This is a genomic window from Microbacterium sp. JB110 (assembly GCF_003335195.1).
In the GTDB taxonomy this organism is placed as follows: domain Bacteria; phylum Actinomycetota; class Actinomycetes; order Actinomycetales; family Microbacteriaceae; genus Microbacterium.
Genome location: NZ_QPGM01000003.1, coordinates 69,102 through 93,691, shown reverse-complemented (window position 1 = coordinate 93,691; position 24,590 = coordinate 69,102). Strand labels below are relative to the sequence as shown.

Genomic DNA, 24,590 nt, shown 5'->3' with positions numbered 1-24,590 from the left:
GAAACACCATTAAATCCACAGTCCCTCGTGAGCATCTTGACGCGCTACGGGGAGCGCTGGAGTCTCCCGTGGCCTTCTTGCGATCAGCGGTGGGCTGTGTGTCCTTTTACGTGTTGGATGCGGAGGCTGTTGTAGACGACGAGGACGGAGGAGAGCGACATCGCGGCGGCGGCGATGAGGGGGTTGAGGAGGCCTGCTGCGGCGATGGGGATGGCGGCGACGTTGTAGCCGAACGCCCAGACGAGGTTCGTGCGGATGGTGCGCAGGGTCCGGCGAGAGATCGAGATGGCGTCGGGGATGACGAGGAGATCGTCGCGGACGAGGATGATGTCGGCCGCTTTCAGGGCGATATCGGTGCCAGTGACGATCGCCAGACCCAAGTCGGCGGTGGCGAGGGCGATCGCATCGTTGATGCCGTCACCGACCATCGCGACCTTACGTCCATCAGCCTGGAGGGAGCGGATCAGGTCGGCCTTCTGCGCGGGTGCGACGCCGGCGTGGACCAGGTCGATGCCGAGCTCGGTCGCGATCCGGGCGCCCGCCGCTGGAGTGTCGCCGGTGAGCAGGACGGTCTCGAGTCCCTGCTCGCGGAGTGCGGCGACGGCGAGGCCCGCGTGTGGTTTGAGGGTGTCGGCGAGGGCGATCACCCCGATGAGGGTGCCATCGCGTGCGATGAGCACGGTGGTGTGCCCTGCGGCATCCGCCTGGTCGATCGCGGCTTGCGCGTCGTCGGGGACGGGGATGCCGTGTTCTGTGGCGAGGCGGAGGCTGCCGATGAGGATGCGCGTCCCCGCGATGCGGGCGGAGGCGCCGAGGCCGGGCAATGCGGTGAAGTCCTCGACGGGGAGCAGATCGGTGATGTGCTGCTGGGCCTCGTGCTCGATGGCCCGGGCGATGACGTGCTCTGATCCGCGTTCGACCGATGCGGTCAGGCGGAGCAGTTCGGGTGCGGTGATGTCGAGCGGGGTCACGGTCTCGACGCTCATCCGCCCGGTGGTGAGGGTGCCCGTCTTGTCGAGCACGACGGTGGTGATGCCGCCGGAGGCTTCGAGGGCGTCGTGGCCTTTGATGAGGATGCCGAGGGTCGCGGCACGGCCGATGCCGACCATGAGCGCGGTCGGGGTGGCCAGCCCCAGGGCGCAGGGGCACGCGATGATGAGCACGCTGATGCCGGTCCCGAATGCCTGCTGAGTGGGCGTTCCGGCGAGCGCCCAGGCGGTGCCGACGAGGATCGCGAGGGCGATGACGGCCGGGACGAACCAGGTGACGATCCGGTCGACGACTGCCTGGACGCGGGCCTTGCGCGCCTGCGCCTGTTCGGTGAGCGCTGCCATCTGCGCCAGCTGCGTGTTGGCGCCGACGGAGGTGGCGACGACCTCCAGGCGTCCGTCGGTGCTGATCGTCCCGCCGGTGACCGGGGCGCCGGGGGTCACGGCGACGGGGACGGGCTCGCCGGTCATCATGCTCGCGTCGATCGCGGCGGCACCGTGCTGGACGGTACCGTCGGCGGGGATGGTCTCACCGGGCAGGACGACGAACACGTCGCCGACGCGGAGGGCGGTGGCGGGTTCGACGGCTTCGATGCCGTCGCGGAGGATTCTGACGTGGGTGGAGGCGAGTGCGTTGAGCGCACCGAGGACGTCGCCGGCTTTGCGGCGGGAGCGGGTCTCGAAATATCGGCCGGCGAGCTGGAATGTGGTCATCCCGGCGGCGACGTCGAGGTAGATCGAGTCGGCCCCTGCCGGGGTGGCGCCGAACCCGAGCCAGTATCCGCCGCCGGTGTCGCCGAGCCCGAACAGGAGGGTCGCGACCGCCCAGCCGAAGGACGCTGCGATGCCGAGGGAGACGAGGGTGTCCATGCTGACGGCGCCGTGGCGGAGGTTGCGGATCGTGGCGCGGTGGAACGGCCATGCCGCCCAGGTCACGATGGGCAGGGCGAGGAGCACGCAAGCCCATTCCCAGCCGGGGAACCGCCACCCGGGGACGAGGGCGAGGACGATGGTGATGTCCATCAGCGGCACGGTGAGCAGTGCCGCGATGGCTAGGCGGCGTCGCAGCGAGGTGATGCGCACCTCGGTGGCACGGGTCGACCATGCGTCGTCGGCGCCGTCACGCAGGTGCGCGCCGTAGCCGGCGTTCTCGACCTGGGCGATCGCGAGGTCGGCATGTTGTTCCGGCAGCCCGGCGAGCAGCGCGCGTTCGGTGGCGTAGTTCACTGTCACGGTGACGCCGTCGAGCTTGTTCAGCGCCCGCTCGACCCGGCCTGCGCACGCGGCACAGGTCATCCCCGAGATGTCCAGTTCGATCGTCTCGTCAACCCCGGTGGCGGGCGTCAGGTCGAGGGTCATGAGGGTGGTTCCTTCCGGAGCGGGGTGCTCCCGGCCGGCACCGGGGCGGGGTGGGTGTCCTCGCGATCGGCGAGGCGCTCGAGCATCTGGTTGTAGGCGTCGAACTCCTCATCCCGGCCGGTGTCGATGTGCCGGTCCTTTCGGCGCGCCTCGCGGGCATCCTGCCGGCTCCACTGTGTCACCAGGACGACGACCACGACCAGGAGCGGGATCTCACCGCCGGCCCAGGCGACGCCACCGCCGAAATACTGCTGCGCGGGAAGGTCCGCCCAGGGCGTATCGAGATAACGGTAGAAGTTCTCGGCGATGATCGTCGTGCCGGTCATCAGGATGATGCCGAAGAACGCGTGGAAGGGCATCGCGGCGAGCACGTAGCCGAGCTTGCCGATGTGCGGGAGCGGGCGGGGCGGCCGGTCGACGCCGATGATGAGGCTGTAGTACAGGTATCCGACGATGAGGAAATGCAGATTCATCAGCTGGTGCGCCCAGTGGAAGCGCATGTAGTCGCCGAAGATACCGGTGAGGTACAGGCCGTAATAGGAGCCGATGAAGACGATGAACACGATCAGCGGGTTGTAGAGGAATCGCAGCACCGGCCAGTGCATCACCCACCTCAGCCAGTCGTGCACGCCGGCAGGCCGGTGCGGTCGGGACGTGGTGGCGCGCAGCAGCAGCGTGAGGATGCCTCCCAGCACGAGCAGGCCGGGGGCGAGCATGTTCAGGGTCATGTGCACGATCATGTGCACCCCGAAATCCGGGGCGGAGTACTTCCCGAACCCGGAACTGGTCGCCACCACCACGACCGTCCAGCCCAGCATCCATGACACGGTACGACCGGCCGGCCACCGATCCCCCCGCCGGTGCAGCACGCGTGCGGCCACGAGATACACGGTGATCGCGGCCGCGGCGATGCCGAGGAACAGCAGATTGGGTCGCCACTGCCCGAACAGCACAGCCACCGTGGGCGGATCGGGGACCTCGAACCCCATGAAGACCTGCTCGATGCTGGTCGGCACGAAGTACTGCGGCGGCGGCTGCCGGGTCATCGCGACCGTGATCCCGACCCACGCCGTGACCGCCAGCGTGAAGACGGTCAGCAGTGCGGTGATGCGGTGGGCGCGCAGCGCGCCGCGCCGCCACCACCAGGCGCCGAACCCGACGGTGACGATGAGGACGGTGAGGCATGCCGCGCGGGCGAGGATCAACCAGCCGGTCAGGGATGCGGTCGGGGCGCTGCCGGCGAGCTTGAAGACGGCGATCACCAGATCGGTCACGGCGATGACGGGCAGGGCGACTGCGCCCAGCAGGAACAGGCGACGCAACGTCTGATGCGCGACGAGGCGTCCGGAGGCCACCCGGAGCGTGGCGACGACGATCGCGCCGAAGAACGCGTTCGCGGCGAGGGTCTGGAAGACCGCGGCGTCGCTGCCGAAATCGTGGTCCGGGCCGACGAGCACCTGCCCCGACACCACCGGGGCGAGCAGGGCGATCGCCGATGCCCACAACGGGATGAGCAGCCCCGTCCACCGATCGGCGAAGAACGCGGCGAAGAGCACCACCAGCGCCGCGACGAGACTGATCGTCCACGCCATGGGCGCGTAACTCGCCTCGAAGAGGAATGCGAACGCGCCCGGGATGCCCAGCCGCGACAGCGGCGCCCCGTTCGCATCCAGCGCCTCGAAGAGCACCAGCCCGGCGGCGCATGCCGCCCAGACCCCGGACGCGACCCGCAGCACCGTCACCTCGAAGCTCTGCTCCACGGTGCGCGCCCGTCTGGGCGTGCTGGCCCGCAGGAACAGCACGTGCACCAGGGCTCCGATGCTGACCAGCCTCGCCGCGTTCGCGCCCACCAGCAGCACGGTCGTGGTCACGCCGACATCCAGACCGGGGAAGCTGACGAAGATCTTCTCGTACGGCCTCTCACCGAGCAGCACCGTCACCAGAGTCGGCACGCCGACAGCCAGCAGCAAGAATCCGGCAACGAGCACGCCTTCCACACCGCGGCGCTCTGTCCGGGGCGGCTGGTCGAGCCGCGGGGCCGCCCGCCCGAGACTGGTCTCAGTCATGGAGATCGGTCGGCCAGGATCTCAGCTCGTAGCCGGCATCGTGGATCGCCTGCGCCACGACAGCTTGGAGCAGCGGCGCATCATGGGTCACCTGCACGCGCCCGGAGACGACATCGACCCGGACATCGTCGACTCCATCCAGCGCCGAGAGCTCCGCGGTGACCGCACGCTCGCAGTGCGCGCAGCTCATCCCGTCGACCCAGAACTCCAGCTCCGCCACATCGCACCTCCCGGCTCCATGAATTAACTCTACAACACGTAGTTTTGCGGAACGGGTGCCGACCATTACTGTGACTACTACGTGATGTAGAGATACGAGGTTCTGATGGTCGCCGATCCGGCGCTGCAGTGGACGTTCACCGTCGTGTTCGCGGCGCTCGCCGTGCATTCGGCATACCGGATCGTGGTCGATCGGAGCCGGCCGGCGCAGGCGCTCGGACACGGTCTGCACGTGCTGATGGCGGCCGACATGGCTGCGATGCCCTGGCCCTGGTGGGCCATGATCCCGGGGTCGTGGCAGATCGTGCTGTTCAGCATTGCAACCGCATGGTTCCTGGTGCTGCTCGTGCTGCAGGTGCGGCGGACGATTCCGCGCCGCGTCCTCGGCGGACACGGGCCGTGGCATCAGGCCGGGCACGCAGTGATGATGCTCGCGATGGTGTGGATGGTCGCCGCCATGAACCCTGTCGGCGAGGCCGCACCGGTATCCGGTCACGATCTGGGACTGTCGGCTGCGCACGCGCATGCTGCGGTCTCCGGATGGGACGCCGCGACGGGCATCGCGGTGACCGCGGCGCTGCTGGTCGCCGGGGTGGTCCTGCTGGTCGAGTTCGTCGACTGCGTGCGCGGTCCCGCGCGGACCTGGCGCGGGCACACCGGGGATGTCGCCTCCGGCGCGGTCATGAGCTTCGGGATGGCGGCGATGAGCTGGCTGATGCTCGCCGCGTGAACCGTCCGAGTCGTCCACCGCATCGGGTGGCAGAAGAAAGAGAGAAGCAATCATGCATTCACGCACTACGAGGCGTCCGCTGCTGGTCGGCGGCGCCGCCGCGCTCGGCGCACTCGCGCTGACCTTCGCCGGCGCGAGCGCGGCGAGCGCGCACGTGACCGTCGGGTCGGATACCGATGAGGCGGGCTCGTATGCGATCTTGACGTTCAGCGTCCCGCACGGATGTGACGGGTCGGCGACGACGTCGGTATCGATCAAGATCCCGGATGGGATCAATGCCGTCACCCCGACGCGCAACGGGTTCTACTCCGTCGAGAAGGTCGACGAGGCCCTTGAGACCCCGATCACCGACAGTCACGGCAATGAGGTCACCGAGCGGGTCTCCGAGGTCGTCTACACGGCCACGACTGCACTGCCGGCCGACCAGCGGGACGCGTTCGAGCTGTCCGTGCAGCTGCCGGAGTCCGCCGCGGGGAGCACACTGTACTTCCCGACGGTGCAGACCTGTGAGCAGGGCGAGACCGCGTGGGTGGAGATCCCCGCCGACGGGCAGGATGCCGAAGATCTCGATCACCCCTCCCCGGCCCTCGCTGTCGTCGCCGCGGATGACACTGGCAGTGGGCACGGCAGTGGCGACGAAGCCGAGGGTGAGACCGTGACGGCGCAGGAGCAGTCGCCGGGCGACAGTGCGCAGACTCCGCTGGTGGTCACGTCGTTGGCGATCGGCGGTCTGGGGCTGATCGCGGGTGTGGTCGCGTTGATCCGGGGACGCAAGAGGGCATGAGCGCTGCCGTCGGGGAACACGCAGCGCGGAGGCGGCGACGCGGAGCGGTCGGGCTGGTCGCCGTCCTGCTCGGCGTCCTGCTTGCGGTCGGCACCGGAACGCTGTCGGCCTCGGCCCACGCGGAGCTGCTGGGCACCACGCCCGAGGAGGGCGCCATGCTCGAGGAGGCTCCCTCGCACGCCGAGCTCAGATTCAACGAGCCCGTCCAGCTCATCGACGGCGCGATCCGCCTGTTCCCCGGCGACGGCAGCACCCCGTTGGTGCTCGAGGCTCGCACGGTCGATTCGACCGTCACCATCAACCTCCCCGACGATCTTGCCGACGGTTCCTACGCGCTCAGCTACCGGATCGTCTCCGCCGACGGACATCCCATCGGCGGAGCCATCGCCTTCCAGATCGGCGCCGGCACCCCGACAAGCGCCGCACCGGACCTGGCGGAGCTGGACGGCACGCCCGCGGCGACCGAGACCGCGGTGTCGTTCCTGACCGTCCTGCAGTATCTGGGCCTGCTCGTCTTCGCCGGCCTGCTGTTCTTCGACCGGATCGTGCTCCGCACCCGGGGCGGCGCCGACCGTGGCGTTCGTCGTCTTCTCGTCTGGGCGTTCGGGGCCGCTTTGGGCGCCTCCGTGGTGCTCGTGCCACTGTCGGCGTTGCGGATCGTCGGCGGCCACCTGTGGGAGCTGCTCACCCCGGGCGTGTGGTCCCCGGGCTTCCTCTGGCCGCCGGTCATCGCTGTGGTCCTCGTCGCTGCGGCCGGGACCGCTGCGCTGTCGGCAGCACTCGGGTCCACGAGCGTACGGGGCCGCGTCGCGGGGGTCGTGTGCGCAGGTATCGCGGTGTGCGCGCCCGTGCTGGTGGGGCACACCCGAACCGTCGAGCCCGGGTGGCTGATGATCGCCGCCGATGTCGGTCACCTGCTCGCCGGCGCGTTCTGGGCCGGCGGTGTGCTCGGCCTGCTCCGCTTCCTCGCCGCCGCGAGGCCGGGCACCGCGGCGAAGCGGGGCACCCCGGCGAGTCCCCCGCGCACCGACCCGGATACCGCCGCCCGCGTGGTGGTCCGGTTCTCCCGATTCGCGCTGGCCAGCGTCATCCTCCTGGCCGTCTCCGGCACGATCATGGCCGTCCTCATCGTCGGAACGTGGGACGCGGTGCTCGGCACCGGATACGGGCGCACTCTGCTGCTCAAACTCGGAATCGTCGCCGCGGTCGTCGCCCTCGCCGCCTGGAACCGCACCCGGCTGCTCCCCCGCATCACCGCCCGCCCGACCGCGGCCCTGCAATGGGCAAGCCTGGGCCGGATCCTCAGCTATGAAGCCGCGCTGCTGGTCGCAGTGATCGCGATCACGGGATTCCTCACCAACTCCAGCCCCGCCCACGACCACCACGACAGCGTCGCGACCGCGCCGTCCGCGACACAGACACCGGTGCACGCCGAATCACAGGGACTCACGGTGGACGGGACGATCAGCCCGACGACGACCGGACAGAACACACTCATCTTCCGACTCGAGTACGACGACGCCCCGGTCGCCACTGGAGAAGTCTCCGTCGACGCACGCCTGCCCGATCAGGACCTCGGCCCGTTCCCGGCGACGGTCCAGCTCGACGCAGACACCGGCGACTACAAGGCGACCGTCACGCTCCCGGTATCCGGGTCGTGGCAGCTGCAGGTCAGCGCCCGCATCGACACCTACACGCAGCCGATAGCGATCGTCCCGATCACGATCGGCTGATCCTCAGACCGCGGATCGGCTCGGGAAGGCGACGCCGATCCCCGCGCGGCCAACGTCGCAGCGTGAGCCGCTCCGCCCGCAGCGCCATTCCCATGTCCTCCCCGGCCCCGGCCATCTGCGACAACGCGTTCGCAAGATGCACCGCGCCCGCCTGCCGGGCCGCCGCATCGTCTGCCATCAACTCCACCAGCAGCAACGTCGCCCGCTTGAGCCCTCGCCCTGCCTGCACCCGCTGCGGAAGACAGAGCGCATTCACCTCCGCGATCCGCACCGCCCACCCATGCCGATACCGCAGATGCGCATACTCGTGAGCGACGACCGCACGCAACTGCGGCCCCGACAGCATCCGCCTCAACCCCGTCGAGACCAGGATCTCCGCAGACCTGCCCGGCACGGCGCACGCCACAGGCTCCTCGGAGTCGAACCACACCAGCGTGAACCCGGGCCGTCTCTCCCGCGCCACCGCGACCGGAGCCAGCCGCCGCACCGACTCCCGCTGCGATGCCGTCAACGGCTCCGCCGAGACCGACACGAACGCGAGCACCGCCCCCACCGCACCCAGGCTCAGCCACGCCGCCATCGTCACAGAGATCGCCTCCGCCGCCGTCGGCACCCTCGCCGCGCCGATGCTCACCAGGATCGCCGCCGCCACGGCCCCGAGCATCAGGGCACAGCCGGCGAAGAACGCGCTGAACCACAACGTCAACGCGGTGCGAGGAAACCGCACCTGCCACCGCCCCATCGTCAGCACCCACGGGGCGAACACCAGCAGCAGCACGGCACCGGTGATGCACCCCAGAACGGGAACCACGTCGCTACCGGCGCTTCCTCGTTCGGGCCGGGGCAATCGCCCTTCGCAGCAGCTCCACGTCATCGGCCGCAAGGTTCCCGGCGAACTTCAGGAGCGCCGCCTCGCGATCTCCCGCTCCCTCCAACGCCGACATCATCGACAGGCTCACATGCTCATCCCCGGAACGGGCCGCCGCAAACCGCACCTTCCGAGGAGACTCCCCCGAGCGGACGACCTGCCCCTTCTTCTGCAGCCGCTCCAGCGCCGTCATCAGAGTCGTATACGCGGGAACACGACCCGAGAACACGGCCTGAACCTCCCGCACGCTCATCGGCTCACCGTGCTCCCAGAGAATGCGCATCACCTCAGCCTCAAGCTCACCGCGCTCACGCGTCCGCTCCCCAGCCATCAGCCACCTCCTCCCCCCTTACTCTACAAGAGGTAGTCACCCGATGACGTTTCGATCGCCGTCGCCCGCGCGATACCCCTGGGATCCTTCGGAGAGACCGCCGAATTATCCGATGGCACCCCTCCGTGCAAGCCGCCGACATACGTGTCGACGGGAGCGTCATCCTAGAATTGGCGTTAGTCGCCGCTCGGGATGAAGTGGCCACCGAGGAGAATGGGGCACGGCGATGGCGAAAGACCACCTCAATCCGTCTCGCGGAACCCACACGCGACAGCGCACCAACTCCGACCGGCTGCAGTGCAGCGTATCCGGCCTGAAGGCCCCGTCGACTGATCCACTGGCCGCTCAACGATGAGCATCACCACCGATCACGCCGGCGACGAAGCAACGCGACGGGCCTGGGAACAGATCAAGCAGTCCGACACCGAGGACGAGGTCCAGCAGTTCCTGGAACGGCATGTTGCTTTGCTTCCCGGAGCTTGGGGAGACATCGGCCCGGGCGGTCACCACGGTCCCACATACAGCGGCGTCTTCCGCCAGCCTCCGCTTCAAGGACTGGACGCGAAAAGGGTCCCCGACTTCATGTGGATCACCCGGTCGACGATCGACATCACGCCGATCTGCATCGAGATCGAACGCCCTACCAAGCGCTGGTTCACCCTCGACGGCACCCCGACCGCCCCACTCAACCAGGCACTGGATCAGCTGAACCAGTGGCGGGCATGGTTCAGCGAGCCCCTCAACCAGCAGCTCTTCCGAGAGCAGTACCTCAAGAGCAGATGGCCACGACGGGAACTGCGCCCCCAGTTCGTACTCATCTACGGTCGCGAATCGGACTTCACCGAAGAGCACACGCTCACGCCCGCCGCGCGCCACCAGAAACGCCGATTCCTCGCCGGGACCGACGACGGGCATCTGCGCACGTTCGACTCGCTCGTATGGAAGCCTCAGAACGAACAGCTTCTGACGATCTCGATGCATGCCAACGGCCAGCTCCAGGTCGACTGGATCCCCGAATCCTTCGAACAGCTCGGGGACCCCACCGGTGCCTATCATCTCGGCTCGATCGACAGGGCAATCGCGAACAACCCCGCAATCACTCCAGAACGCGCGGCCGAGCTTCAACAGCACTGGTCGCGCGAACGCGAACAAGGCGAACGGCTCGTCAACGGTGACCTCCATCACATCTGGCCGCCCAGGTCAACATCGGGAGAGGCAACCGCCTGATGGCGCTGACGCTCGGCCCGATCCTGCTCGATGCGGGCATCGACCTCTCCAACACGCTGGTGATTCGCCACGCGTATGTTCAGGAGCACGAGGACAGTGGCTCGCCCGGCATCCACGCTGACTCCACCGACGCGGAAATACTCGAGTACACGCGGAACCAATCATCCAATCCGAGGAACTTCCCGGCCATTCCGCCTCGTTTCTGGGCTGTGTGTATCCGTGAGGGAGGCGATCAAGCACGACTGTGGTCGGTGATGGAAAACCGTGGAGAGCTCTCGAACGACGGGTTGCGGCGAGTCTTCGACCTCGTCGAGACCGACCACATGGCCGACCTTCGCAAGCGCCTGGTGATCGGATGGCGATCGCCACGCAGATGGTGGATGTATGGCACCACCGCCGGGAGGTATCCCGTCATGGGCATCGCTGACGCAGAACCTGTGCCCTTCCCGGGCTTCGATCGACTCGTCCTCGAGCACCCGCGACTCCAGGCCGTGATGCGTGAACATCGGTACGCCTCCTGGCGCACAGCACTGGCGTCAGTGGTCGGCATCTACCTCATCACCAACACTCGAGACGGGCGCCAATACGTCGGCAAAGCCGACGGCGTGGAGAGCATCCGCCAACGCTGGAACGCCTACGCAACCAACGGACACGGCGGCAACGTCGAACTGCGTGGTCTCGATCCAACCCACTTTCGCTTCTCACTCCTGCGAGTGTTCGACCCATCCACGCCCACCCAGGTGATCGACGAGTCGGAGAACCACTTCAAAATCGCGCTCGACACACGCAAGCACGGGTTGAACCGGAACTAGCATCTGAAGGACGAGCGAGAACGTCGGCCTGGACTCCCCCAAAGAACGACTCGAAGGCCAACCCACGACGACCCGCAACACAAAAGCCGGTCGATCGCCCGCTACCGCAAACCCGCGGGCGCGGCGTCGGAGGCTAACGTCGTGCAGGCCGCCGAGGAACGCGCGGAGGGGCCGCAGCCGTGGGGTCGCCGAGCACCTCGTCCAGGTGCCGCAGGGCGACCTCCTCGTTCGCGGTGCCGGGCGTCCCTTCCCCACCGAAGATCGTGAGGATCTCGGCGTCGTGCTCCCCATCGCTGCCGAACCAGTGCGGGACGCGGGTGTCGAACTCCGCGACCTCACCGGCGCCGAGGGCGAGGTCGCGGGTGCCGACGATGAGCCGCAGCCGCCCGGAGAGGACGTAGATCCATGCCGATCCTGCATGCGTGGACATCGCCGGGGCGACGGTGGTGCGCGGGACGATGACCTTCCACGCGTGCCGCTGACCCGGCTGACGTGTGAGCGGCACGACGGTGCGCCCGTTCACGCGACGAGGGCGCAGACGGATGCGGGGATCCCCCGTCTCCGGGCCGCCGACGAGATCGTCCAGAGGGAGTCGGTGGACGCGGGCGAGGGGAAGGAGCAGTTCGAGGCTCGGCCTCCGCTGCCCGGTCTCCAGCCGTGAGAGCGTGCTCTTGGATATCCCCGTCTCCTGCGAGAGGGCGGCGAGGGTCAGGCCCGACCGGGCGCGCAGTTCCTGAAGCCGCGGTCCGATCCGGTCGAGGGTCGCATCGATCCGGGCATCCGCCGCCCGTCCGCCGGGTCGTCGTGGGGAATCCATTCACCCATGTCATCACGCCGTCCCGGAAACGGCAACGAAAGTTGCCATCCGCTTGCCGTCGCGGAGAAGGTGGAGGTGTGCAAGGGACGGAGCCGAGGACGAGGAGGATGCTGCTGGCGGGGCTGGCCGTCAGCATGCTGACCGCCTCGCTGGGCACCAGCGCGGCGAACGTCGCCCTGCCGACCCTCGCCGAGGACCTGGGCGGCCGCTTCGGCGAGGCCCAATGGGTCGCCCTCGCGTATCTGCTCGCCATGACGGCGACGAGCGCCGCATCCGGCGTTCTCGGTGACGCGCTGGGCAGGCCTCGGGCGTTGGCGATCGGCGCGGGCGTGTTCGTCGTCGCCTCGATCGGCGCGGCGTTCGCCCCCTCGCTGCCTGTGCTCATCGCCGCGCGCGTCGTTCAGGGCATGGGCGCGGCGGTCATGATGGCGCTCCCGCTCGCCATCGCGCGAGACGCGACGCCCTCGACCCACCTGGGCCGGGCCATGGGGATGCTCGGCACGACCGGCGCGATCGGCACCGCCTCGGGCCCTGCCGTGGGCGGCCTGCTGCTCCAGGGGCTCGGCTGGCCGGCGATCTTCTGGACGATGGCCGGGCTGGGCGGGGTCGCCCTCGCGCTCACGATGCCCTCCGTCGGCGGTCTCCCCCGGCGCGAGCGGGCGCCCTTCGACCTCGCCGGCGTTGTCCTCCTCACCGGCGGGGTCGCCCTCTACGCGCTCGCCGTGACCGTGGAGGAAGGACCAGTGGTCACGACCGCGCTCATCATCGGCGCCGTCGCGGCCGGTGCCGTGTTCGCGATCGTGGAACGCCGTGCGGTCGCGCCCGTGCTGCCGATGCGGATGCTCGCCGATCGCGTGCTCGGAATCGGCAGCATCCTCAACCTCGTCGTCGGGGCCGCGATGATGAGCACTCTCGTGATCGGCCCGTTCTTCCTCGGCGGCGCCCTGGGGCTCGGGGCGGCGCAGATCGGCCTGGTCATGGCGGCGGGGCCGATCACCTCGGTGTGCACGGGGATGATCGCGGGACGCGTCGTCGACCGCTGCGGAGCGGCCGGGATGACCGCTGCCGGTCTCGCGGTGATGACGACGGGGTCGTTCGCCCTCGCGCTCCTGCCCGGATGGCTGGGGCTTCCGGGGTACGTCGCCGGGACCGTCCTGCTGGCGCCGGGCTATCAGCTCTTCCTCGCCGCGAACAACACCGCCGTGCTCGGCTCGGTTCCCCCGCGACGACGCGGCACCGCATCCGGGGCACTCGCGCTGGCGCGCAACCTCGGCATGGTCACGGGAGCCTCGCTGATGGGCGCCCTGTACGCCGCAGGGGCCGGCACGAACGAGATCTCCACGGCGCCCGCCGAGGCATTGCGGACCGGATTGCTCGTCACCTATGTCACCACCGGCATCGCGCTCGTCGGAGCAGCCGCCCTCGCCCTGCTGTCCAACAGGGCACATCGAACAGTTGAAGAGCAGTGACCGCCACTACGCACTGACCGCCCGCCTCCGTGACCACCACCATTGACGTTTGCTCCGCGAGGACGTCTGAAGTCCAGGTGTCACAGGATCGACTGGCGACGGGAACGCACCGGATGCGGCGGTGACAAGAGATGCTCTGAATGACGCGTTCAGCGGATCTCGCGTGTCGAACCAATCCAGTGCGTCGAGTTCCTCGATGTCGTTCGCATACAGGCCAGGCCAGCCATCGCCGAGCACTTCGGCGTCCGCGGCGTTGGCATGGCAGAGCGCACTTCCTCGGATCGGGATCGATGCTGCGCCGAAATGTGACATCGTTCCCCACAGGCGATGACGCCCGTTGGTCAGCGGCTCGAACCAGGGATCGAACTCGACTGCCTCCGACGATCTGAACCATGCCGAGATGATGTCCTGCTCCGTCTGCGTCAGGTCACCTGGATACCCAGGGAGGGCAACCAACCCGCGATCGTCGAGCTCGGGATCGACGCTCCAGGATCCCGCCGCCAAGACGTCACCGACCTGGGTCACGGCCGCGGCGATGAGATTCCAGCGCTGTTCATCCCGATCCGAGTGGCGTTGCGCCCCGTCCTCGATGTCAGGATCCTCCGGAACCCATTGCCGAACGTGCTCGGCAGTGGTTCGCCACCAGAAGCGCGGGGTTGCCACCGAGATCAGCGTCGTCATCGGCTCATGCTATCTGCCGGCACCGCCCGCACTCGGCCGGTGGGCGATGAGTGCGACGCCGCGGAGAGTGTGCCCGTGTTGGCGGAACAGTGCCCGCATTCTCAGCACTCGGTCGCGGGCGTCTTTGTCGCGGAGGACGTTTCGGATGATGCGTGCGGTGCCGCGGATCCCTTCGTCGGCAACGTTGCGGCGCATCCTCAGAAGTGCCATCGGCGCGGTTTCGGTCCAGTCGACGACGAGCCCCGCTTCCTCCAGGAGCGCACGCCATTCGATCATGGTCTGCGGGCGGGCATTGACCTTGATCACGCGGGCGAGATCCTTGCGCAGTTCGGTCTTGATCGCGGGGTCGAGGTCGTCCGGGTGCAGACCAAGCTCATGGATCGCGTAGCGTCCTCCGGGCCGGAGGATCCTCGCGGCCTCGGCGACGATCGCCCGTTTGACAGTGTCCGATTGCATCGTCAGCATGGCCTCCCCGATGACGATGTCGGCGGAGGCGTCCGGGAGCCCGGTCTGCGCGGCGTCGGCCTGCACCACTGTCCCCACTGATCCGACAGCCCTCGCGCTGAGCCGGGCAGCGTCCTCATCCTTCTCCACCCCGATGTATGACGCGGGTCCGCGGCTGAGGATCTCCATCGCCGTGCGCCCCAGCCCCGGTGCGAGCTCGACGATCTCGGAGCCGCCGATGCCGGCGTGATCCAGCAGCTGCCGAGTGAGGCCGAGACCGCCCGGGCGCAGCACGCGCTTGCCGAGCCTGGCCAGCAGCCAATGGCCGGGAACGTCGCCTGTCTTCCGCTGTGCGTAGGGCAGCGCCTGTTCGTCGTCGCTCATGCTGCGGTACTTTCGGTCGCTTCGGGCACAGCGCGGATAACGGTGAGGAGGAACACGCTGTCCTCAAGGGCCGTCACCGCATGCCGTTCGGGTGGGATGGCGATGAGATCGCCCGGCTCGAGTTCCCAAGTCCTGTTCTGACCGGTCAAGCGGACCCGTCCGGTCAGCACGTGCAGGGTCGCTTCGGGCGGGCTGTCATGTTCAGCCAGGTGGCTGCCGGCCAGGAGCGCGAGCATCGTCTGCCTGAGAACCGTGTCGCGAGACCCGTATACGGTGTCCGCCGCACGATGAGCATGTGAGGTGCGTGCCGTGGCCAGGAGCTTCTCCTGACGCGTGGTGAGGTTCACGGCCTGAAGCTCGCTGCTGTCTTGCGTCATCGTCGGCTCACTTTCACAGGGTCGCCAAGAGTAGGAGGCCGCCGGCCAGCAGCGCGACTACTTTGAACGCTTCGAGCGCGGGATACACCCGATGCATCCGGGATCTCTTGCCGGAAGTCTCGCCGGCGAGGACACGATTGGATCGTCGTTGCAGCACAGGTCGGACGACCGCGAGCTGTACGACCAGGATCAGGATGGCCGCCAGCAACCAGAAGCCCGCCGCCGGCCACGCGGCGAGGGCGAGGCCTGCCAGGACGATGAGCGCGAGGACCGCCTCCGCGATGTTCAGAGCCCGGAACACGAGACGACCGATCCCGAGTCCCAGCGGCACGGTGATGCCCGGTGCACGAAACTTCAGTGGGGCCTCCAGGAAGGAGATCGCGATCACCATTCCGAGCCACACCAGTCCGGCCGCTGCCGCCACCATCCCACCGTTCATGCCGCTACTCCCGTCGACGCCAGTCGGACCCGGCACACGCCGGGTCGCACGAGGGGTTCCAGGTCGGTGCCGATCGTGTCGGCCCCCCAGCTATCGAGGGTGCCGCGCATCAGCCCGGCGTGGACGGCGCAGACCACGTCGCCCTGCTCGTCGAAGACCTCGCGAAAGGGGCAGTTGTGCAGTTCGATGATCCGCGCCTCGGTGCGGTGCGGCGCGAACCCCACCTCCCCCAGATAAGCGACCAGGCGCTCGATCGGGTTGAGATCCTCCCCGTCTGAGCGTTCCGCATGGCGGCGGCCCCACGCCATCCCCGCCCGCTTCGCCGCCTCACGTGCGTGGACGCCCGCACCCAGACTCCCGATGAGGATGCTGGCCAACAACTCGTAGCGCCGATCTCCGCGGCCAGGGTCGGGCACCACCCGATATCGCGCCTCGGGCCGGCCGCGTCCTGCCACCACTGACGGGACGCGTTCGACGCGCCCGTCCTCTTCCAGGGCGCTCAGGTGGTAGCGCACTGTGTTGGAGTGCACTCCGAGGCGCTCTGCCAAAGCCGCAACTCTCATCGGCGTCTCGGAGACGCGCAGCAGCTGCAGCACCTGCTGCCGACGTGCACTCGGCCCATCCCGCACTTCACTTTGCATAGCTCCTATTTTATCCAGATATCATTGGAATAAATAGGAGGAAGGCAAGACATGACGAATAACAGGGAGCTGGACGTTCGCGCGGTCCCCAAGCCGCAGCGGCATCCTCTGATTTTCGCTGCCTTCGATGACCTCGACGTCGGTCAGGCGCTTCTGCTGACCAACGATCACGAACCGCGGCATCTGCGTGAAGAATTCGATCGGGAGCTCCCCGGCTCGTTCGGGTGGGAGTCCCTGGGTGAGACGAGCACGGGTGCCTGGCCTGTGCGGATCGTCCGCACGACGCGGACACCGCTGCCCCGGATCGTCGTGGACACGCCGGCGCTGCTGGCAGCACTCGAGCCCGGCCAAGGTGGCTCGGTGTGGCAACTGGATCCCGCCCGCCGTGACCTCGACGCGAACATCATCGCCCTGCCGCCCGGGGACACGATCGACACGCACGACGGTCCCGACCTCGACGTGCTGCTCCACGTGCTCTCCGGCAGCGGCACGCTCGGAACCGAGACCGGTGAGATCCCACTGACACCCGGCGCGCTGCTCTGGCTCCCGGCCCGGTCCCAGCGCCGCATCGACGCCGGCGCCGACGGGCTGCGGTACTTCTCCGTCCACCATCGCAAACCGACCCTGAACATCACACCGATGCCACCGCGCACCGAAGGCTGATCGACGCTCCTCTTCACTGAGCGGGGATGATCTGTCCGATCGGCTCACGCTTCTCTGCCTGGAAGCGATCCTCGGTGCGACCCCGAGCCCAGTACCCCGACAGCGACACGTGGGAACGTTCGAGGCCGCGCTCGTCGAAGAACACGCGCCGCACGGCCTTCATCGACTCACGTTCACCGTGCGCGAAGACCTCCACGTGCCCATCGCGCCAGGAAACAGCACGTACCGCGTCGGCGAGGGTCTCCTCATCGTGAGTCGAGTCCACGATCCAGCGCACCTCGAGACCGGGAGGTGCTGCGAGGTCGAGGACGGCATCCTCGGCGTCGACCTCGATGAGTGCGACGCCCACCGCATCCTCGGGCAGCGTCTCAAGGGCCGCGGCGATCGCCGGCACCGCGGACAGGTCACCGGCGAACAGGTACCAGTCGGCATCCGGATTCGGGAGATACCCGCCGCCCGGGCCGAGCAGACTCAGCACGGCACCGGGCTCGGCGACCGCGGCCCACGGCGCCGCAAGGCCCTCGGAACCGTGAACGACGAAGTCGATGTCCAGGGTCTGCGACTGTGCGTCGACGCGACGCACAGTGTAGGTGCGCGTGACCGGAAGCGACTCCGGCGGCGGCGTGGTGAACTTCAGCTTGACGTACTTATCCGTCTCCGGCCGATCCCCGAAAAGCGCGAATCCCGGACCGCCGAGCCGCACCCGCACCAGATATGGGCTCAGCCATTCGGAAGACACCACCACGAGATCGAGCGTGGGACGCGGCGGACGCGGGGACGTGCGAGAAGAGAGAGTCACGTTATCGAGGTACCTTTCGGACGACCACTCTGAGCAAATGTTAGGGTTGCCTTACCTATCCTAGTGTCGGCCTCGGGGAGTGGGGCCGTCCGACCACGTGCCGCTTGAAGCAGCATGATCCTCGCGGAGAAAGACGACGATATGAGAGACCTGCGTGTTGCGGTGATCGGGGCCGGCCCTGCTGGCATCTATGCCGCCGACATCCTGACGACGAATCATGAGAGCGCGAGCGTCGATATCATCGAACGCCTTCCCGCTCCTTACGGCCTCGTTCGCTATGGCGTCGCCCCCGACCATCCGCGCATCAAGGAGATCATCAAGGCGCTGCTCAGGATCCTCGAGAAGCCGAGGATCCGCTTCATCGGCAACGTCGACTACGGCACGGACCTCACTCTTGACGAGTTGCGCATGTTCTACGACGCCGTCATCTTCGCAACCGGCGCGATGGACGACCGTCGCCTGGACATCCCGGGAATCGATCTGCCCGGCAGTCACGGGGCCGCCGACTTCGTCTCCTGGTACGACGCCCACCCGGACGTGCCGCGCGAGTGGGCGCTCGATGCTGAGCAGATCGCTGTGATCGGGGCCGGCAATGTTGCCCTCGACGTGGCTCGGATGCTCGCCAAGACCGCGGATGAGCAGCTCGTCACCGAGATTCCGGCGAACGTGTACGAGGGGCTGAAGGCGAACCGCGTGAGCGATGTTCACGTGTTCGCTCGGAGAGGTCCGGCGCAGATCAAGTTCACTCCGTTGGAGTTGCGTGAGCTGGCGCACTCTCCGAACGTCGATGTCGTCGTCCACCCCGAGGGTTTCGAGATCGATGAAGCCAGCGAGCAGGCGATCCATGCGAGTCGTCAGACCAAGCAGGTCGTCAACACGCTCCTGGGGTGGATCGACAACCTGCCGAGCACCAAGCCGCGTCGCATCCACATCCACTTCTGCGAAGCCCCTGTCGCCGTTCTCGGCACCGACCGCGTCACCGGGCTGCGCACCGAGCGCACCGAGCTCACCGGTGACGGCAACGTCCGCGGCACGGGGATCATCACCGATTGGCCCGTCCAGGCGGTGTATCGCGCGGTCGGCTACCTCTCCTCACCTGTGCCGGGTGTGCCGTTCGACCACGTCGACGGGGTCATCCCCAACGTGGCCGGCCGCGTGCTCGATGCCCAGGGTGCACCGCTGCCGGCGACATATGTGACCGGGTGGATCAAACGCGGACCCGTCGGACTCATCGGACACACCAAGTCCGACGCGTCTGAGACCATCGACTGCCTCCTCGCCGACCTTGACGCCCTCCCGACCGCCGCGTCGACCGACCCGGACTCCGTGCTCGCCTACCTCACGGGCAAAGGCATCGAGCACACGAACACCCACGGGTGGGAGCGACTCGACGCGCACGAGACTTCCCTCGGTGAGCATGCAGGACGCCCCCGGATCAAGATCGTCGAGCGCGACGAGATGGTCGAGTTCTCCCGCGACACCCCGTACTCGAGGGAGAACTCACCGGCGCAGGTCGGCCAGAAGGCGCACGCATGATCGGGTAGCCCGCGCGGCGTGCCGACAACTCGCTAGTCTGCGGGTTCCCACACCGCAGTGAGGATATGGCGGTCGTGGATCGCCCATCGCCCGGTGAACTGGTCGATGGTGCGGGTGCCGGCGGTCGGACCGGGGACGAGGAGTCGTCCGGTGAATGTGCCCGATTCGGGGTCGATAGCGAGTTCGCATTCGGTGAAGTCGAGCCAGGCGTGCGCGAGGGGGAACCAGGCCTTGTAGATGCTCTCCTTCGCGCTGAACAGCAGCCGGTCCCATGCGATGCCTGGAACGGCGACGGCGAGCCGTGCGAGCAGGTGCGGCTCATCGCCGACGGTGACCAGCTCGGCCACGCCGTCCGGGAGCGGCTCGTGGGTCTCGGCGTCGATACCGAGGGTCAGGATGTCCGCGGCTCGTGCGACGGCAGCGGCGCGGTAGCCGTCGCAATGGGTGAGACTTCCCACCACTCCCCCGGGCCAGAGCGGCTCACGGTTCGGACCGGGCAGGATCGGCACCGACGGGTGACCGAGGCGGCTCAGGGCGCGGCGGGCGCAGTCTCGGACCGTAGCGAACTCGGCGCGTCGCCGGGGCACGGCGCCGGCGACGGCCGAGAGCTCGCCCGGCAACAGCACGCTATCCGGCGCGTCGGCCGTCGTCTGTTCGATCTCGACGACGGCGGCCAGCAGTACTCCGAGCCCGGCGGTCACGTTCCCGCTTCCCCTCCGAGGACGCGGACCACGCGGCGCGGGAACGCACCCGGCCGGTCCCATTCGTGGGGGTAGCCGAGAGAGACCTCGTGATGCGGGATGCCGTCGATCTGATCGGTGGCGGGGATGTGCAGATGCCCGTACACGACCGCCTCGGCGCGGTAGCGGACCGGCCAGTCGGCGGTGCGCTCTGTTCCGCACCAGAGTGCGAACTCCGGGTATCGCAAGCGCCGTGTGGGTTCGCGCACGAGCGGCCAATGGTTCACCAGAACGGTGCGGGCGTCCGGGGGCAGCGCGTCCAGTCGCGTCCGAGTGTGCTCGATGCGGGCGGCGGACCACGCCTCCCGGGTGGGGTAGGGGTCGGGGTGCAGGAGCAGCTCGTCGGTACAGATCACGCCGGCTGCTTCCGCGACCGCGAGAGCATCGTCCTTCGACTGCGTGCCCGACGGCCGGAACGTGTAGTCGTACAGGACGAACAGCGGAGCGACCACGACCGGGCCGCGGTCGCTCGCCCAGGTCGGGTAGGGATCTTCGGGGGTGATCACGCCGATGTCGCGGAGAGCGGCGACCAGCCGCAGATAGCGGGCGACGCCGCGGGCGGTCCCCGGCTCGCCGGGAAGGGTCCACAGGTCGTGGTTGCCGGGCACCCAGATGACGATGTCGAAGCATTCCCGGAGGGTGCGCAGAGTAGACACGATCTGGTCGAACCGTTCCGCGACATCGCCGGCGACGATGAGCCAGTCACCGGGATGCTGCGGTCGGATGTCGTCGACGAAAGGCTGATTCTCGGGATAGCTGACGTGCAAGTCGCTGACGGCCCACAAGTTCGGCATACGTCCTCCCCCACCCGTCACCCTCGTCCCCGCATCGCGCCCAAGAGATGTGCCATCAGTAGCGGTAGTGGTCGAGCTTGTACGGACCATCGACGGGCACGCCGATGTAGGCGGCCTGCTCGGTGGTGAGCTCGGTCAGCTGCACGCCGAGCGAGGCGAGGTGCAGGCGTGCGACCTTCTCGTCGAGGATCTTCGGCAGCGTGTGCACGCCCACGGGGTAGTCCGCCGGTTTGGTGAACAGCTCCACCTGGGCGAGGACCTGATTGGTGAACGAGGCGCTCATCACGAACGACGGATGCCCGGTCGCGTTGCCGAGGTTGAGCAGGCGCCCCTCGCCGAGAACGAGCACGCTGCGACCGGTGGGCAGTCGCCACTCGTGCACCTGCGGCTTGATCTCGATTCTCTCGGCTCCGGGAAACCGACTCGAGTCCGGCGAGGTCGATCTCGTCGTCGAAGTGCCCGACGTTGCCGACGATCGCCAGGTGCTTCAACGCGAGCAGGTGCTCGACGGTCACGACGCGGGTATTGCCGGTGCCGGTGACAACGATGTCGACGTCGCCGGCGACCGATTCCAGACGTGCGACCTGGTATCCGTCCATCGTCGCTTGCAGTGCGCAGATCGGGTCGATTTCGCCGACGATCACCCGGGCGCCCTGCCCGCGCAGCGCTTCCGCGGCGCCCTTGCCGACATCGCCGTATCCGGCGACGAACGCGACCTTGCCGCCGATGAGCACATCGGTGGCGCGGTTGATGCCGTCGGGCAGCGAATGGCGGATGCCGTACTTGTTGTCGAACTTCGATTTCGTGACCGAGTCGTTGACGTTGATCCCCGGGAACAGCAGCCTGCCCTGTGCGTGCAGCTGATAGAGACGGTGCACGCCGGTCGTGGTCTCCTCGGTGACCCCGATGAGCCCGTCCGCGATGCGGGTGAAGCGGTGCGGATCGCGGGCGAGACTGGCCCCCAGCGTGTCGAGGAGAACCCGGTACTCGGCGGAGTCGTCGCTCGCGGGCTCTGGCACGACGCCGACCGCTTCGAACTCGACGCCCTTGTGGACCAGCGCGGTCGCGTCCCCGCCGTCGTCGAGGATGAGGTTCGGACCGCCTGCGCCCTCCGCCGACCAGTCGAAGATCCGGTCGGCAAGCTGCCAGCACTCCTCGAGCGTCTCTCCTTTGAACGCGAACACGGGTATGCCCGAGGAATCGTCCACGCTGCCCGCGGGCCCGACGGCGACGGCCGCGGCGGCCTCGTCCTGGGTGGAGAAGATGTTGCAGCTGGCCCACCGCACCCGGGCTCCCAGCGCCACCAGGGTCTCGATGAGGACGGCCGTCTGCACGGTCATGTGCAGCGAGCCCGCGATCCGGGCGCCGGCGAGCGGCTGCACCGGGCCGAGCTCCTCGCGCAGCGCCATCAGTCCTGGCATCTCGTTCTCGGCGAGACGGATCTGATGCCGGCCCGCCTCGGCGAGGGAGAGATCGGCGACGACGTGGTCCAGCGGGTCCGACCCGGGGCGTGCGGATCGGGATGCGGTGGTGTCAGTGGTACCCATGCTGTTCACACCCTCCACTTTGCGCGCATCACAGCTCGCCCCTGACGCCCGCGGCACGCCGGAGTTCCTCGACGCGTGTGGTGCGCTCCCAAGTGAAGTCCGGCAGCTCGCGTCCGAAATGCCCGTACGTCGCCGTCTGTGCGTAGATGGGGCGCAACAGGTCGAGCTCAGCGATGATCGCGCCCGGACGCAGGTCGAACACCTTCGAGATCGCACGTGTGATGACGTCGTCGGGCACGCACCCCGTACCGAACGACTCCACATACAGTCCCACGGGATTGGCCTTGCCGATCGCGTAGGCCACCTGCACCTCGACCCGCTCGGCGAGGCCCGCAGCGACTACGTTCTTCGCGACCCACCGCAGAGCGTACGCCGCCGAACGGTCGACCTTCGAGGGGTCCTTGCCGCTGAAGGCTCCGCCGCCGTGACGGGACGCGCCGCCGTAGGTGTCGATGATGATCTTGCGGCCAGTGAGGCCCGCATCGCCCTTCGGCCCGCCGATGACGAAGGGGCCCGCGGGGTTGATGTACAGTTTCACGTCCGCATGGTCCAGGGCCGTCCGACCGAGGACGGGGCGGATGACCCTCTCCTCGATCTCGTGCCGGAGTTCCTCCTGCGACGTGCCCGGGTGATGCTGTGTCGACAGGACGACTGCTTCGACCGTCTTCGGGCGGAATCCTTCGTAGCCCAAGGTCACCTGGGTCTTGCCGTCAGGGCGCAGGAAGGGCAGGTCGCCGTTGCGACGCACCTCGGCAAGACGTTCGGCGAGCCGATGCGCCGTCCACGCGGCCATCGGCATGAGCTCGGGCGTCTCGTTCGTCGCGAAGCCGAACATGATGCCCTGGTCGCCGGCACCCAGCAGGTCGAGCCGGTCGACGGAGTCGCCCTCGCGCTGCTCCAGCGCCCGGTCGACGCCGTGCGAGATATCGGCGGACTGCTCCCCCACCGAGACGCTCACGCCGCACGAGTCGCCGTCGAATCCCATCTCGCTCGAGGTGTACCCGATGCGGTTGATGACACCGCGCACGATCGCGGGAATCTCCACATACCCGTCGGTGCGGATCTCCCCGGCCACCTGCACGAGACCTGTCGTGACGAGGGTCTCCACAGCGACACGGCTGTTGCGGTCGGTATGCAGCAGCCCGTCGAGGATGCTGTCGGAGATCTGATCGCAGATCTTGTCCGGGTGGCCTTCCGTGACCGACTCGGAAGTGAACAGACGCAAACTCATCACACTCTCCTGTTGAATCGAGATATCGCTCGGCGCGCCGCGCGCGACTAGCTGACCGGCTGCTGCTGGTCGGGTTCGGCGAGGAAATCGAGCAGGAGGCGGTTCACCAGCTCGGGCTGCTCGAGGTAGCCGAAGTGCCCGGCGTCGGGCACTTCCACATACTGGGCGGACGGGACTACGTCGGCGAGCTCACGGCCGAGGTAGGCGGGGATCACCAGATCGTCCGCGAAGCTCATCACAAGCAGCGGCCCGGTGATGGTCCGGTATACGTCGGTGCGATCGCCGAGCCGGTCCGAAGCACCGAGCTGCCCGCGCTCCCCCGATGGCATCGGGTCGGCTGAGTACTCCAACACCGCCAGCCAGTCACGCGTCTTCTCCTCGTCACGCAACGTCGCAGGCGACAGATTCAGGAGCGCGTCCACCGCAGCCTTGTATGTCTTCGGAAGCTCGACGGACTGGTCGAACAGCTCTTGCTCCCCCCGTGTCAGCAGCTCGCCAACGTCGTCTATGCGGGTGTGACCGGCCATCGCCACAACCCGGCGCACGAGGTCAGGGCGGGCGAGGGCGAGCTCCTGGACGACTCTCGCGCCCAGCGACGTGCCGATCACATGGGCCGGGGCGCCGAAGTGCTCGATCAGGACGGCGAGGTCGTCGACGAGCTCTGAGACGCTGATGTCCGGACAATACGTATCGGTCTGCCCGGGGACGGGGCTCATGCCGCGACTGTCGTAGGTGATCACTCGGTAGCCTGCGGTGACGAGGGCGGGCACCTGGTGCAGGCTCCACACGTTGCCTTTCGCCCCCGTGCCCATCACCAGCACGACGAGCGGATCGCTGGCGGCGCCGTATTCGTCGTAGTGCAGGGCGATTCCGTTCACGGACAGTGTCGGCATGGGTGTCTCCGTCGCGG

At 68.1% G+C, this 24,590-nt stretch carries 24 protein-coding genes and 1 pseudogene; 8 read left to right on the top strand and 17 right to left on the bottom strand.

Annotated features, from left to right (window positions below; translation table 11 throughout):
* Positions 1–83 precede the first annotated feature (83 nt).
* Genes CIK77_RS06700 through CIK77_RS06690 form a run of 3 tightly spaced genes read right to left on the bottom strand, consistent with a single transcriptional unit; the run spans position 84 to position 4,634 of the window.
* Positions 84–2,348: a heavy metal translocating P-type ATPase gene (locus CIK77_RS06700; protein WP_087056655.1), complete on the bottom strand. Its 2,265-nt coding sequence runs from the start codon at positions 2,346–2,348 to the stop codon at positions 84–86.
* Complete coding sequence (locus tag CIK77_RS06695) at positions 2,345–4,414, bottom strand: cytochrome c oxidase assembly protein (protein WP_087056656.1); 2,070 nt, start codon at positions 4,412–4,414, stop codon at positions 2,345–2,347. Before CIK77_RS06695 ends, CIK77_RS06700 begins: the two co-directional genes overlap by 4 nt.
* Positions 4,407–4,634 carry a heavy-metal-associated domain-containing protein gene (locus CIK77_RS06690; protein WP_170934268.1) on the bottom strand — a complete coding sequence of 76 codons (228 nt, stop codon included), beginning with the start codon at positions 4,632–4,634 and terminating at the stop codon, positions 4,407–4,409. The genes CIK77_RS06695 and CIK77_RS06690 overlap by 8 nt, the downstream gene beginning before the upstream one ends.
* A 105-nt stretch (positions 4,635–4,739) precedes the next feature.
* Between CIK77_RS06690 and CIK77_RS06685 the strand changes: the two genes are divergently transcribed.
* The 3 genes from CIK77_RS06685 to CIK77_RS06675 are packed head-to-tail and all read left to right on the top strand — an operon-like array spanning position 4,740 to position 7,880.
* Positions 4,740–5,363 carry a DUF5134 domain-containing protein gene (locus tag CIK77_RS06685; protein ID WP_087056658.1) on the top strand — a complete coding sequence of 208 codons (624 nt, stop codon included), beginning with the start codon at positions 4,740–4,742 and terminating at the stop codon, positions 5,361–5,363.
* A gap of 52 nt (positions 5,364–5,415) precedes the next feature.
* Positions 5,416–6,147, top strand: coding sequence for a YcnI family copper-binding membrane protein (locus tag CIK77_RS06680; RefSeq protein ID WP_087056659.1), 732 nt, complete (start codon positions 5,416–5,418; stop codon positions 6,145–6,147).
* A complete protein-coding gene (locus tag CIK77_RS06675; RefSeq protein WP_087056660.1) occupies positions 6,144–7,880 on the top strand; it encodes a copper resistance protein CopC in 1,737 nt (578 codons plus the stop codon). The genes CIK77_RS06680 and CIK77_RS06675 overlap by 4 nt, the downstream gene beginning before the upstream one ends.
* On the opposite strand, the gene CIK77_RS06670 is transcribed toward CIK77_RS06675, so the two are convergent.
* Together CIK77_RS06670 and CIK77_RS06665 are read right to left on the bottom strand one after the other, a co-directional pair.
* Positions 7,867–8,691 (bottom strand): M56 family metallopeptidase, encoded by an 825-nt coding sequence (locus CIK77_RS06670; protein ID WP_170934269.1) that lies wholly within the window; start codon positions 8,689–8,691, stop codon positions 7,867–7,869. The genes CIK77_RS06675 and CIK77_RS06670 overlap by 14 nt on opposite strands.
* Positions 8,692–8,695: 4 nt before the next feature.
* Positions 8,696–9,079, bottom strand: coding sequence for a BlaI/MecI/CopY family transcriptional regulator (locus tag CIK77_RS06665; RefSeq protein WP_087056662.1), 384 nt, complete (start codon positions 9,077–9,079; stop codon positions 8,696–8,698).
* 351 nt (positions 9,080–9,430) lie between these two features.
* Between CIK77_RS06665 and CIK77_RS06660 the strand changes: the two genes are divergently transcribed.
* Entirely contained in the window at positions 9,431–10,306 is an 876-nt protein-coding gene (locus CIK77_RS06660) for a Shedu anti-phage system protein SduA domain-containing protein (protein ID WP_087056663.1), read from the top strand.
* Positions 10,306–11,118 carry a GIY-YIG nuclease family protein gene (locus tag CIK77_RS06655; protein WP_087056664.1) on the top strand — a complete coding sequence of 271 codons (813 nt, stop codon included), beginning with the start codon at positions 10,306–10,308 and terminating at the stop codon, positions 11,116–11,118. The genes CIK77_RS06660 and CIK77_RS06655 overlap by 1 nt, the downstream gene beginning before the upstream one ends.
* A 133-nt stretch (positions 11,119–11,251) precedes the next feature.
* Here CIK77_RS06655 and CIK77_RS06650 read toward each other — a convergent pair whose 3' ends face one another.
* Positions 11,252–11,935 (bottom strand): helix-turn-helix domain-containing protein, encoded by a 684-nt coding sequence (locus CIK77_RS06650; protein WP_087056665.1) that lies wholly within the window; start codon positions 11,933–11,935, stop codon positions 11,252–11,254.
* A gap of 107 nt (positions 11,936–12,042) precedes the next feature.
* Between CIK77_RS06650 and CIK77_RS06645 the strand changes: the two genes are divergently transcribed.
* Entirely contained in the window at positions 12,043–13,404 is a 1,362-nt protein-coding gene (locus tag CIK77_RS06645; protein ID WP_087056666.1) for an MFS transporter, read from the top strand.
* Positions 13,405–13,410: 6 nt separating this feature from the next.
* Here the strand turns inward: CIK77_RS06645 and CIK77_RS06640 are convergent, their stop codons facing one another.
* Genes CIK77_RS06640 through CIK77_RS06620 form a run of 5 tightly spaced genes read right to left on the bottom strand, consistent with a single transcriptional unit; the run spans position 13,411 to position 16,370 of the window.
* The gene (locus CIK77_RS06640) at positions 13,411–14,085 is read right to left on the bottom strand and encodes a hypothetical protein (RefSeq protein WP_087056667.1); all 675 of its coding nucleotides are present in this window, start codon (positions 14,083–14,085) and stop codon (positions 13,411–13,413) included.
* A gap of 9 nt (positions 14,086–14,094) precedes the next feature.
* Positions 14,095–14,913, bottom strand: a complete 819-nt coding sequence (locus CIK77_RS06635; protein ID WP_087056668.1) for a class I SAM-dependent methyltransferase — start codon at positions 14,911–14,913, stop codon at positions 14,095–14,097.
* Positions 14,910–15,290: a cupin domain-containing protein gene (locus CIK77_RS06630; RefSeq protein ID WP_087056669.1), complete on the bottom strand. Its 381-nt coding sequence runs from the start codon at positions 15,288–15,290 to the stop codon at positions 14,910–14,912. Before CIK77_RS06630 ends, CIK77_RS06635 begins: the two co-directional genes overlap by 4 nt.
* A gap of 13 nt (positions 15,291–15,303) precedes the next feature.
* A complete protein-coding gene (locus CIK77_RS06625; protein WP_170934270.1) occupies positions 15,304–15,729 on the bottom strand; it encodes a hypothetical protein in 426 nt (141 codons plus the stop codon).
* On the bottom strand, positions 15,726–16,370 hold the full coding sequence (locus CIK77_RS06620; protein ID WP_087056671.1) for a helix-turn-helix transcriptional regulator: 645 nt from the start codon (positions 16,368–16,370) through the stop codon (positions 15,726–15,728). Before CIK77_RS06620 ends, CIK77_RS06625 begins: the two co-directional genes overlap by 4 nt.
* Positions 16,371–16,421: 51 nt before the next feature.
* On the opposite strand from CIK77_RS06620, the gene CIK77_RS06615 reads away from it, so the two are divergent.
* Complete coding sequence (locus tag CIK77_RS06615) at positions 16,422–17,033, top strand: DUF2249 domain-containing protein (RefSeq protein ID WP_087056672.1); 612 nt, start codon at positions 16,422–16,424, stop codon at positions 17,031–17,033.
* A 13-nt stretch (positions 17,034–17,046) separates the two neighbouring features.
* On the opposite strand, the gene CIK77_RS06610 is transcribed toward CIK77_RS06615, so the two are convergent.
* Positions 17,047–17,778 (bottom strand): siderophore-interacting protein, encoded by a 732-nt coding sequence (locus tag CIK77_RS06610; protein WP_249268750.1) that lies wholly within the window; start codon positions 17,776–17,778, stop codon positions 17,047–17,049.
* Between the two features lie 195 nt (positions 17,779–17,973).
* Between CIK77_RS06610 and CIK77_RS06605 the strand changes: the two genes are divergently transcribed.
* Complete coding sequence (locus tag CIK77_RS06605) at positions 17,974–19,368, top strand: FAD-dependent oxidoreductase (protein WP_087056729.1); 1,395 nt, start codon at positions 17,974–17,976, stop codon at positions 19,366–19,368.
* A 32-nt stretch (positions 19,369–19,400) separates the two neighbouring features.
* Here CIK77_RS06605 and CIK77_RS06600 read toward each other — a convergent pair whose 3' ends face one another.
* The 5 genes and pseudogenes from CIK77_RS06600 to CIK77_RS06580 all read right to left on the bottom strand — a co-directional run bounded on the left by CIK77_RS06600 (position 19,401) and on the right by CIK77_RS06580 (position 24,573).
* Positions 19,401–20,069 carry a 4'-phosphopantetheinyl transferase family protein gene (locus tag CIK77_RS06600; protein WP_220224446.1) on the bottom strand — a complete coding sequence of 223 codons (669 nt, stop codon included), beginning with the start codon at positions 20,067–20,069 and terminating at the stop codon, positions 19,401–19,403.
* Positions 20,066–20,902 carry a metallophosphoesterase family protein gene (locus tag CIK77_RS06595; protein WP_087056675.1) on the bottom strand — a complete coding sequence of 279 codons (837 nt, stop codon included), beginning with the start codon at positions 20,900–20,902 and terminating at the stop codon, positions 20,066–20,068. Before CIK77_RS06595 ends, CIK77_RS06600 begins: the two co-directional genes overlap by 4 nt.
* Before the next feature lie 55 nt (positions 20,903–20,957).
* Positions 20,958–22,449, bottom strand: a pseudogene (ahcY, locus tag CIK77_RS06590) (adenosylhomocysteinase).
* 28 nt (positions 22,450–22,477) lie between these two features.
* Positions 22,478–23,683 (bottom strand): methionine adenosyltransferase, encoded by a 1,206-nt coding sequence (metK, locus tag CIK77_RS06585; RefSeq protein ID WP_087056676.1) that lies wholly within the window; start codon positions 23,681–23,683, stop codon positions 22,478–22,480.
* Positions 23,684–23,727: 44 nt separating this feature from the next.
* Entirely contained in the window at positions 23,728–24,573 is an 846-nt protein-coding gene (locus CIK77_RS06580; protein WP_087056677.1) for an alpha/beta fold hydrolase, read from the bottom strand.
* Positions 24,574–24,590 lie beyond the last annotated feature (17 nt).

What these genes read in the sequence shown, in the direction of transcription:
- CIK77_RS06625 (WP_170934270.1), bottom strand. Translation starts at nt 15,729, where the DNA reads ATGAACGGTGGGATGGTGGCGGCAGCGGCCGGACTGGTGTGGCTCGGA.
- CIK77_RS06675 (WP_087056660.1), top strand. Translation starts at nt 6,144, where the DNA reads ATGAGCGCTGCCGTCGGGGAACACGCAGCGCGGAGGCGGCGACGCGGA.
- CIK77_RS06665 (WP_087056662.1), bottom strand. Translation starts at nt 9,079, where the DNA reads ATGGCTGGGGAGCGGACGCGTGAGCGCGGTGAGCTTGAGGCTGAGGTG.
- CIK77_RS06655 (WP_087056664.1), top strand. Translation starts at nt 10,306, where the DNA reads ATGGCGCTGACGCTCGGCCCGATCCTGCTCGATGCGGGCATCGACCTC.
- CIK77_RS06650 (WP_087056665.1), bottom strand. Translation starts at nt 11,935, where the DNA reads ATGGATTCCCCACGACGACCCGGCGGACGGGCGGCGGATGCCCGGATC.
- CIK77_RS06580 (WP_087056677.1), bottom strand. Translation starts at nt 24,573, where the DNA reads ATGCCGACACTGTCCGTGAACGGAATCGCCCTGCACTACGACGAATAC.
- CIK77_RS06685 (WP_087056658.1), top strand. Translation starts at nt 4,740, where the DNA reads ATGGTCGCCGATCCGGCGCTGCAGTGGACGTTCACCGTCGTGTTCGCG.
- CIK77_RS06620 (WP_087056671.1), bottom strand. Translation starts at nt 16,370, where the DNA reads ATGCAAAGTGAAGTGCGGGATGGGCCGAGTGCACGTCGGCAGCAGGTG.
- CIK77_RS06660 (WP_087056663.1), top strand. Translation starts at nt 9,431, where the DNA reads ATGAGCATCACCACCGATCACGCCGGCGACGAAGCAACGCGACGGGCC.
- CIK77_RS06695 (WP_087056656.1), bottom strand. Translation starts at nt 4,414, where the DNA reads ATGACTGAGACCAGTCTCGGGCGGGCGGCCCCGCGGCTCGACCAGCCG.
- CIK77_RS06595 (WP_087056675.1), bottom strand. Translation starts at nt 20,902, where the DNA reads ATGCCGAACTTGTGGGCCGTCAGCGACTTGCACGTCAGCTATCCCGAG.
- CIK77_RS06700 (WP_087056655.1), bottom strand. Translation starts at nt 2,348, where the DNA reads ATGACCCTCGACCTGACGCCCGCCACCGGGGTTGACGAGACGATCGAA.
- CIK77_RS06635 (WP_087056668.1), bottom strand. Translation starts at nt 14,913, where the DNA reads ATGAGCGACGACGAACAGGCGCTGCCCTACGCACAGCGGAAGACAGGC.
- CIK77_RS06640 (WP_087056667.1), bottom strand. Translation starts at nt 14,085, where the DNA reads ATGACGACGCTGATCTCGGTGGCAACCCCGCGCTTCTGGTGGCGAACC.
- CIK77_RS06615 (WP_087056672.1), top strand. Translation starts at nt 16,422, where the DNA reads ATGACGAATAACAGGGAGCTGGACGTTCGCGCGGTCCCCAAGCCGCAG.
- CIK77_RS06645 (WP_087056666.1), top strand. Translation starts at nt 12,043, where the DNA reads ATGCTGCTGGCGGGGCTGGCCGTCAGCATGCTGACCGCCTCGCTGGGC.
- CIK77_RS06680 (WP_087056659.1), top strand. Translation starts at nt 5,416, where the DNA reads ATGCATTCACGCACTACGAGGCGTCCGCTGCTGGTCGGCGGCGCCGCC.
- CIK77_RS06605 (WP_087056729.1), top strand. Translation starts at nt 17,974, where the DNA reads ATGAGAGACCTGCGTGTTGCGGTGATCGGGGCCGGCCCTGCTGGCATC.
- CIK77_RS06630 (WP_087056669.1), bottom strand. Translation starts at nt 15,290, where the DNA reads ATGACGCAAGACAGCAGCGAGCTTCAGGCCGTGAACCTCACCACGCGT.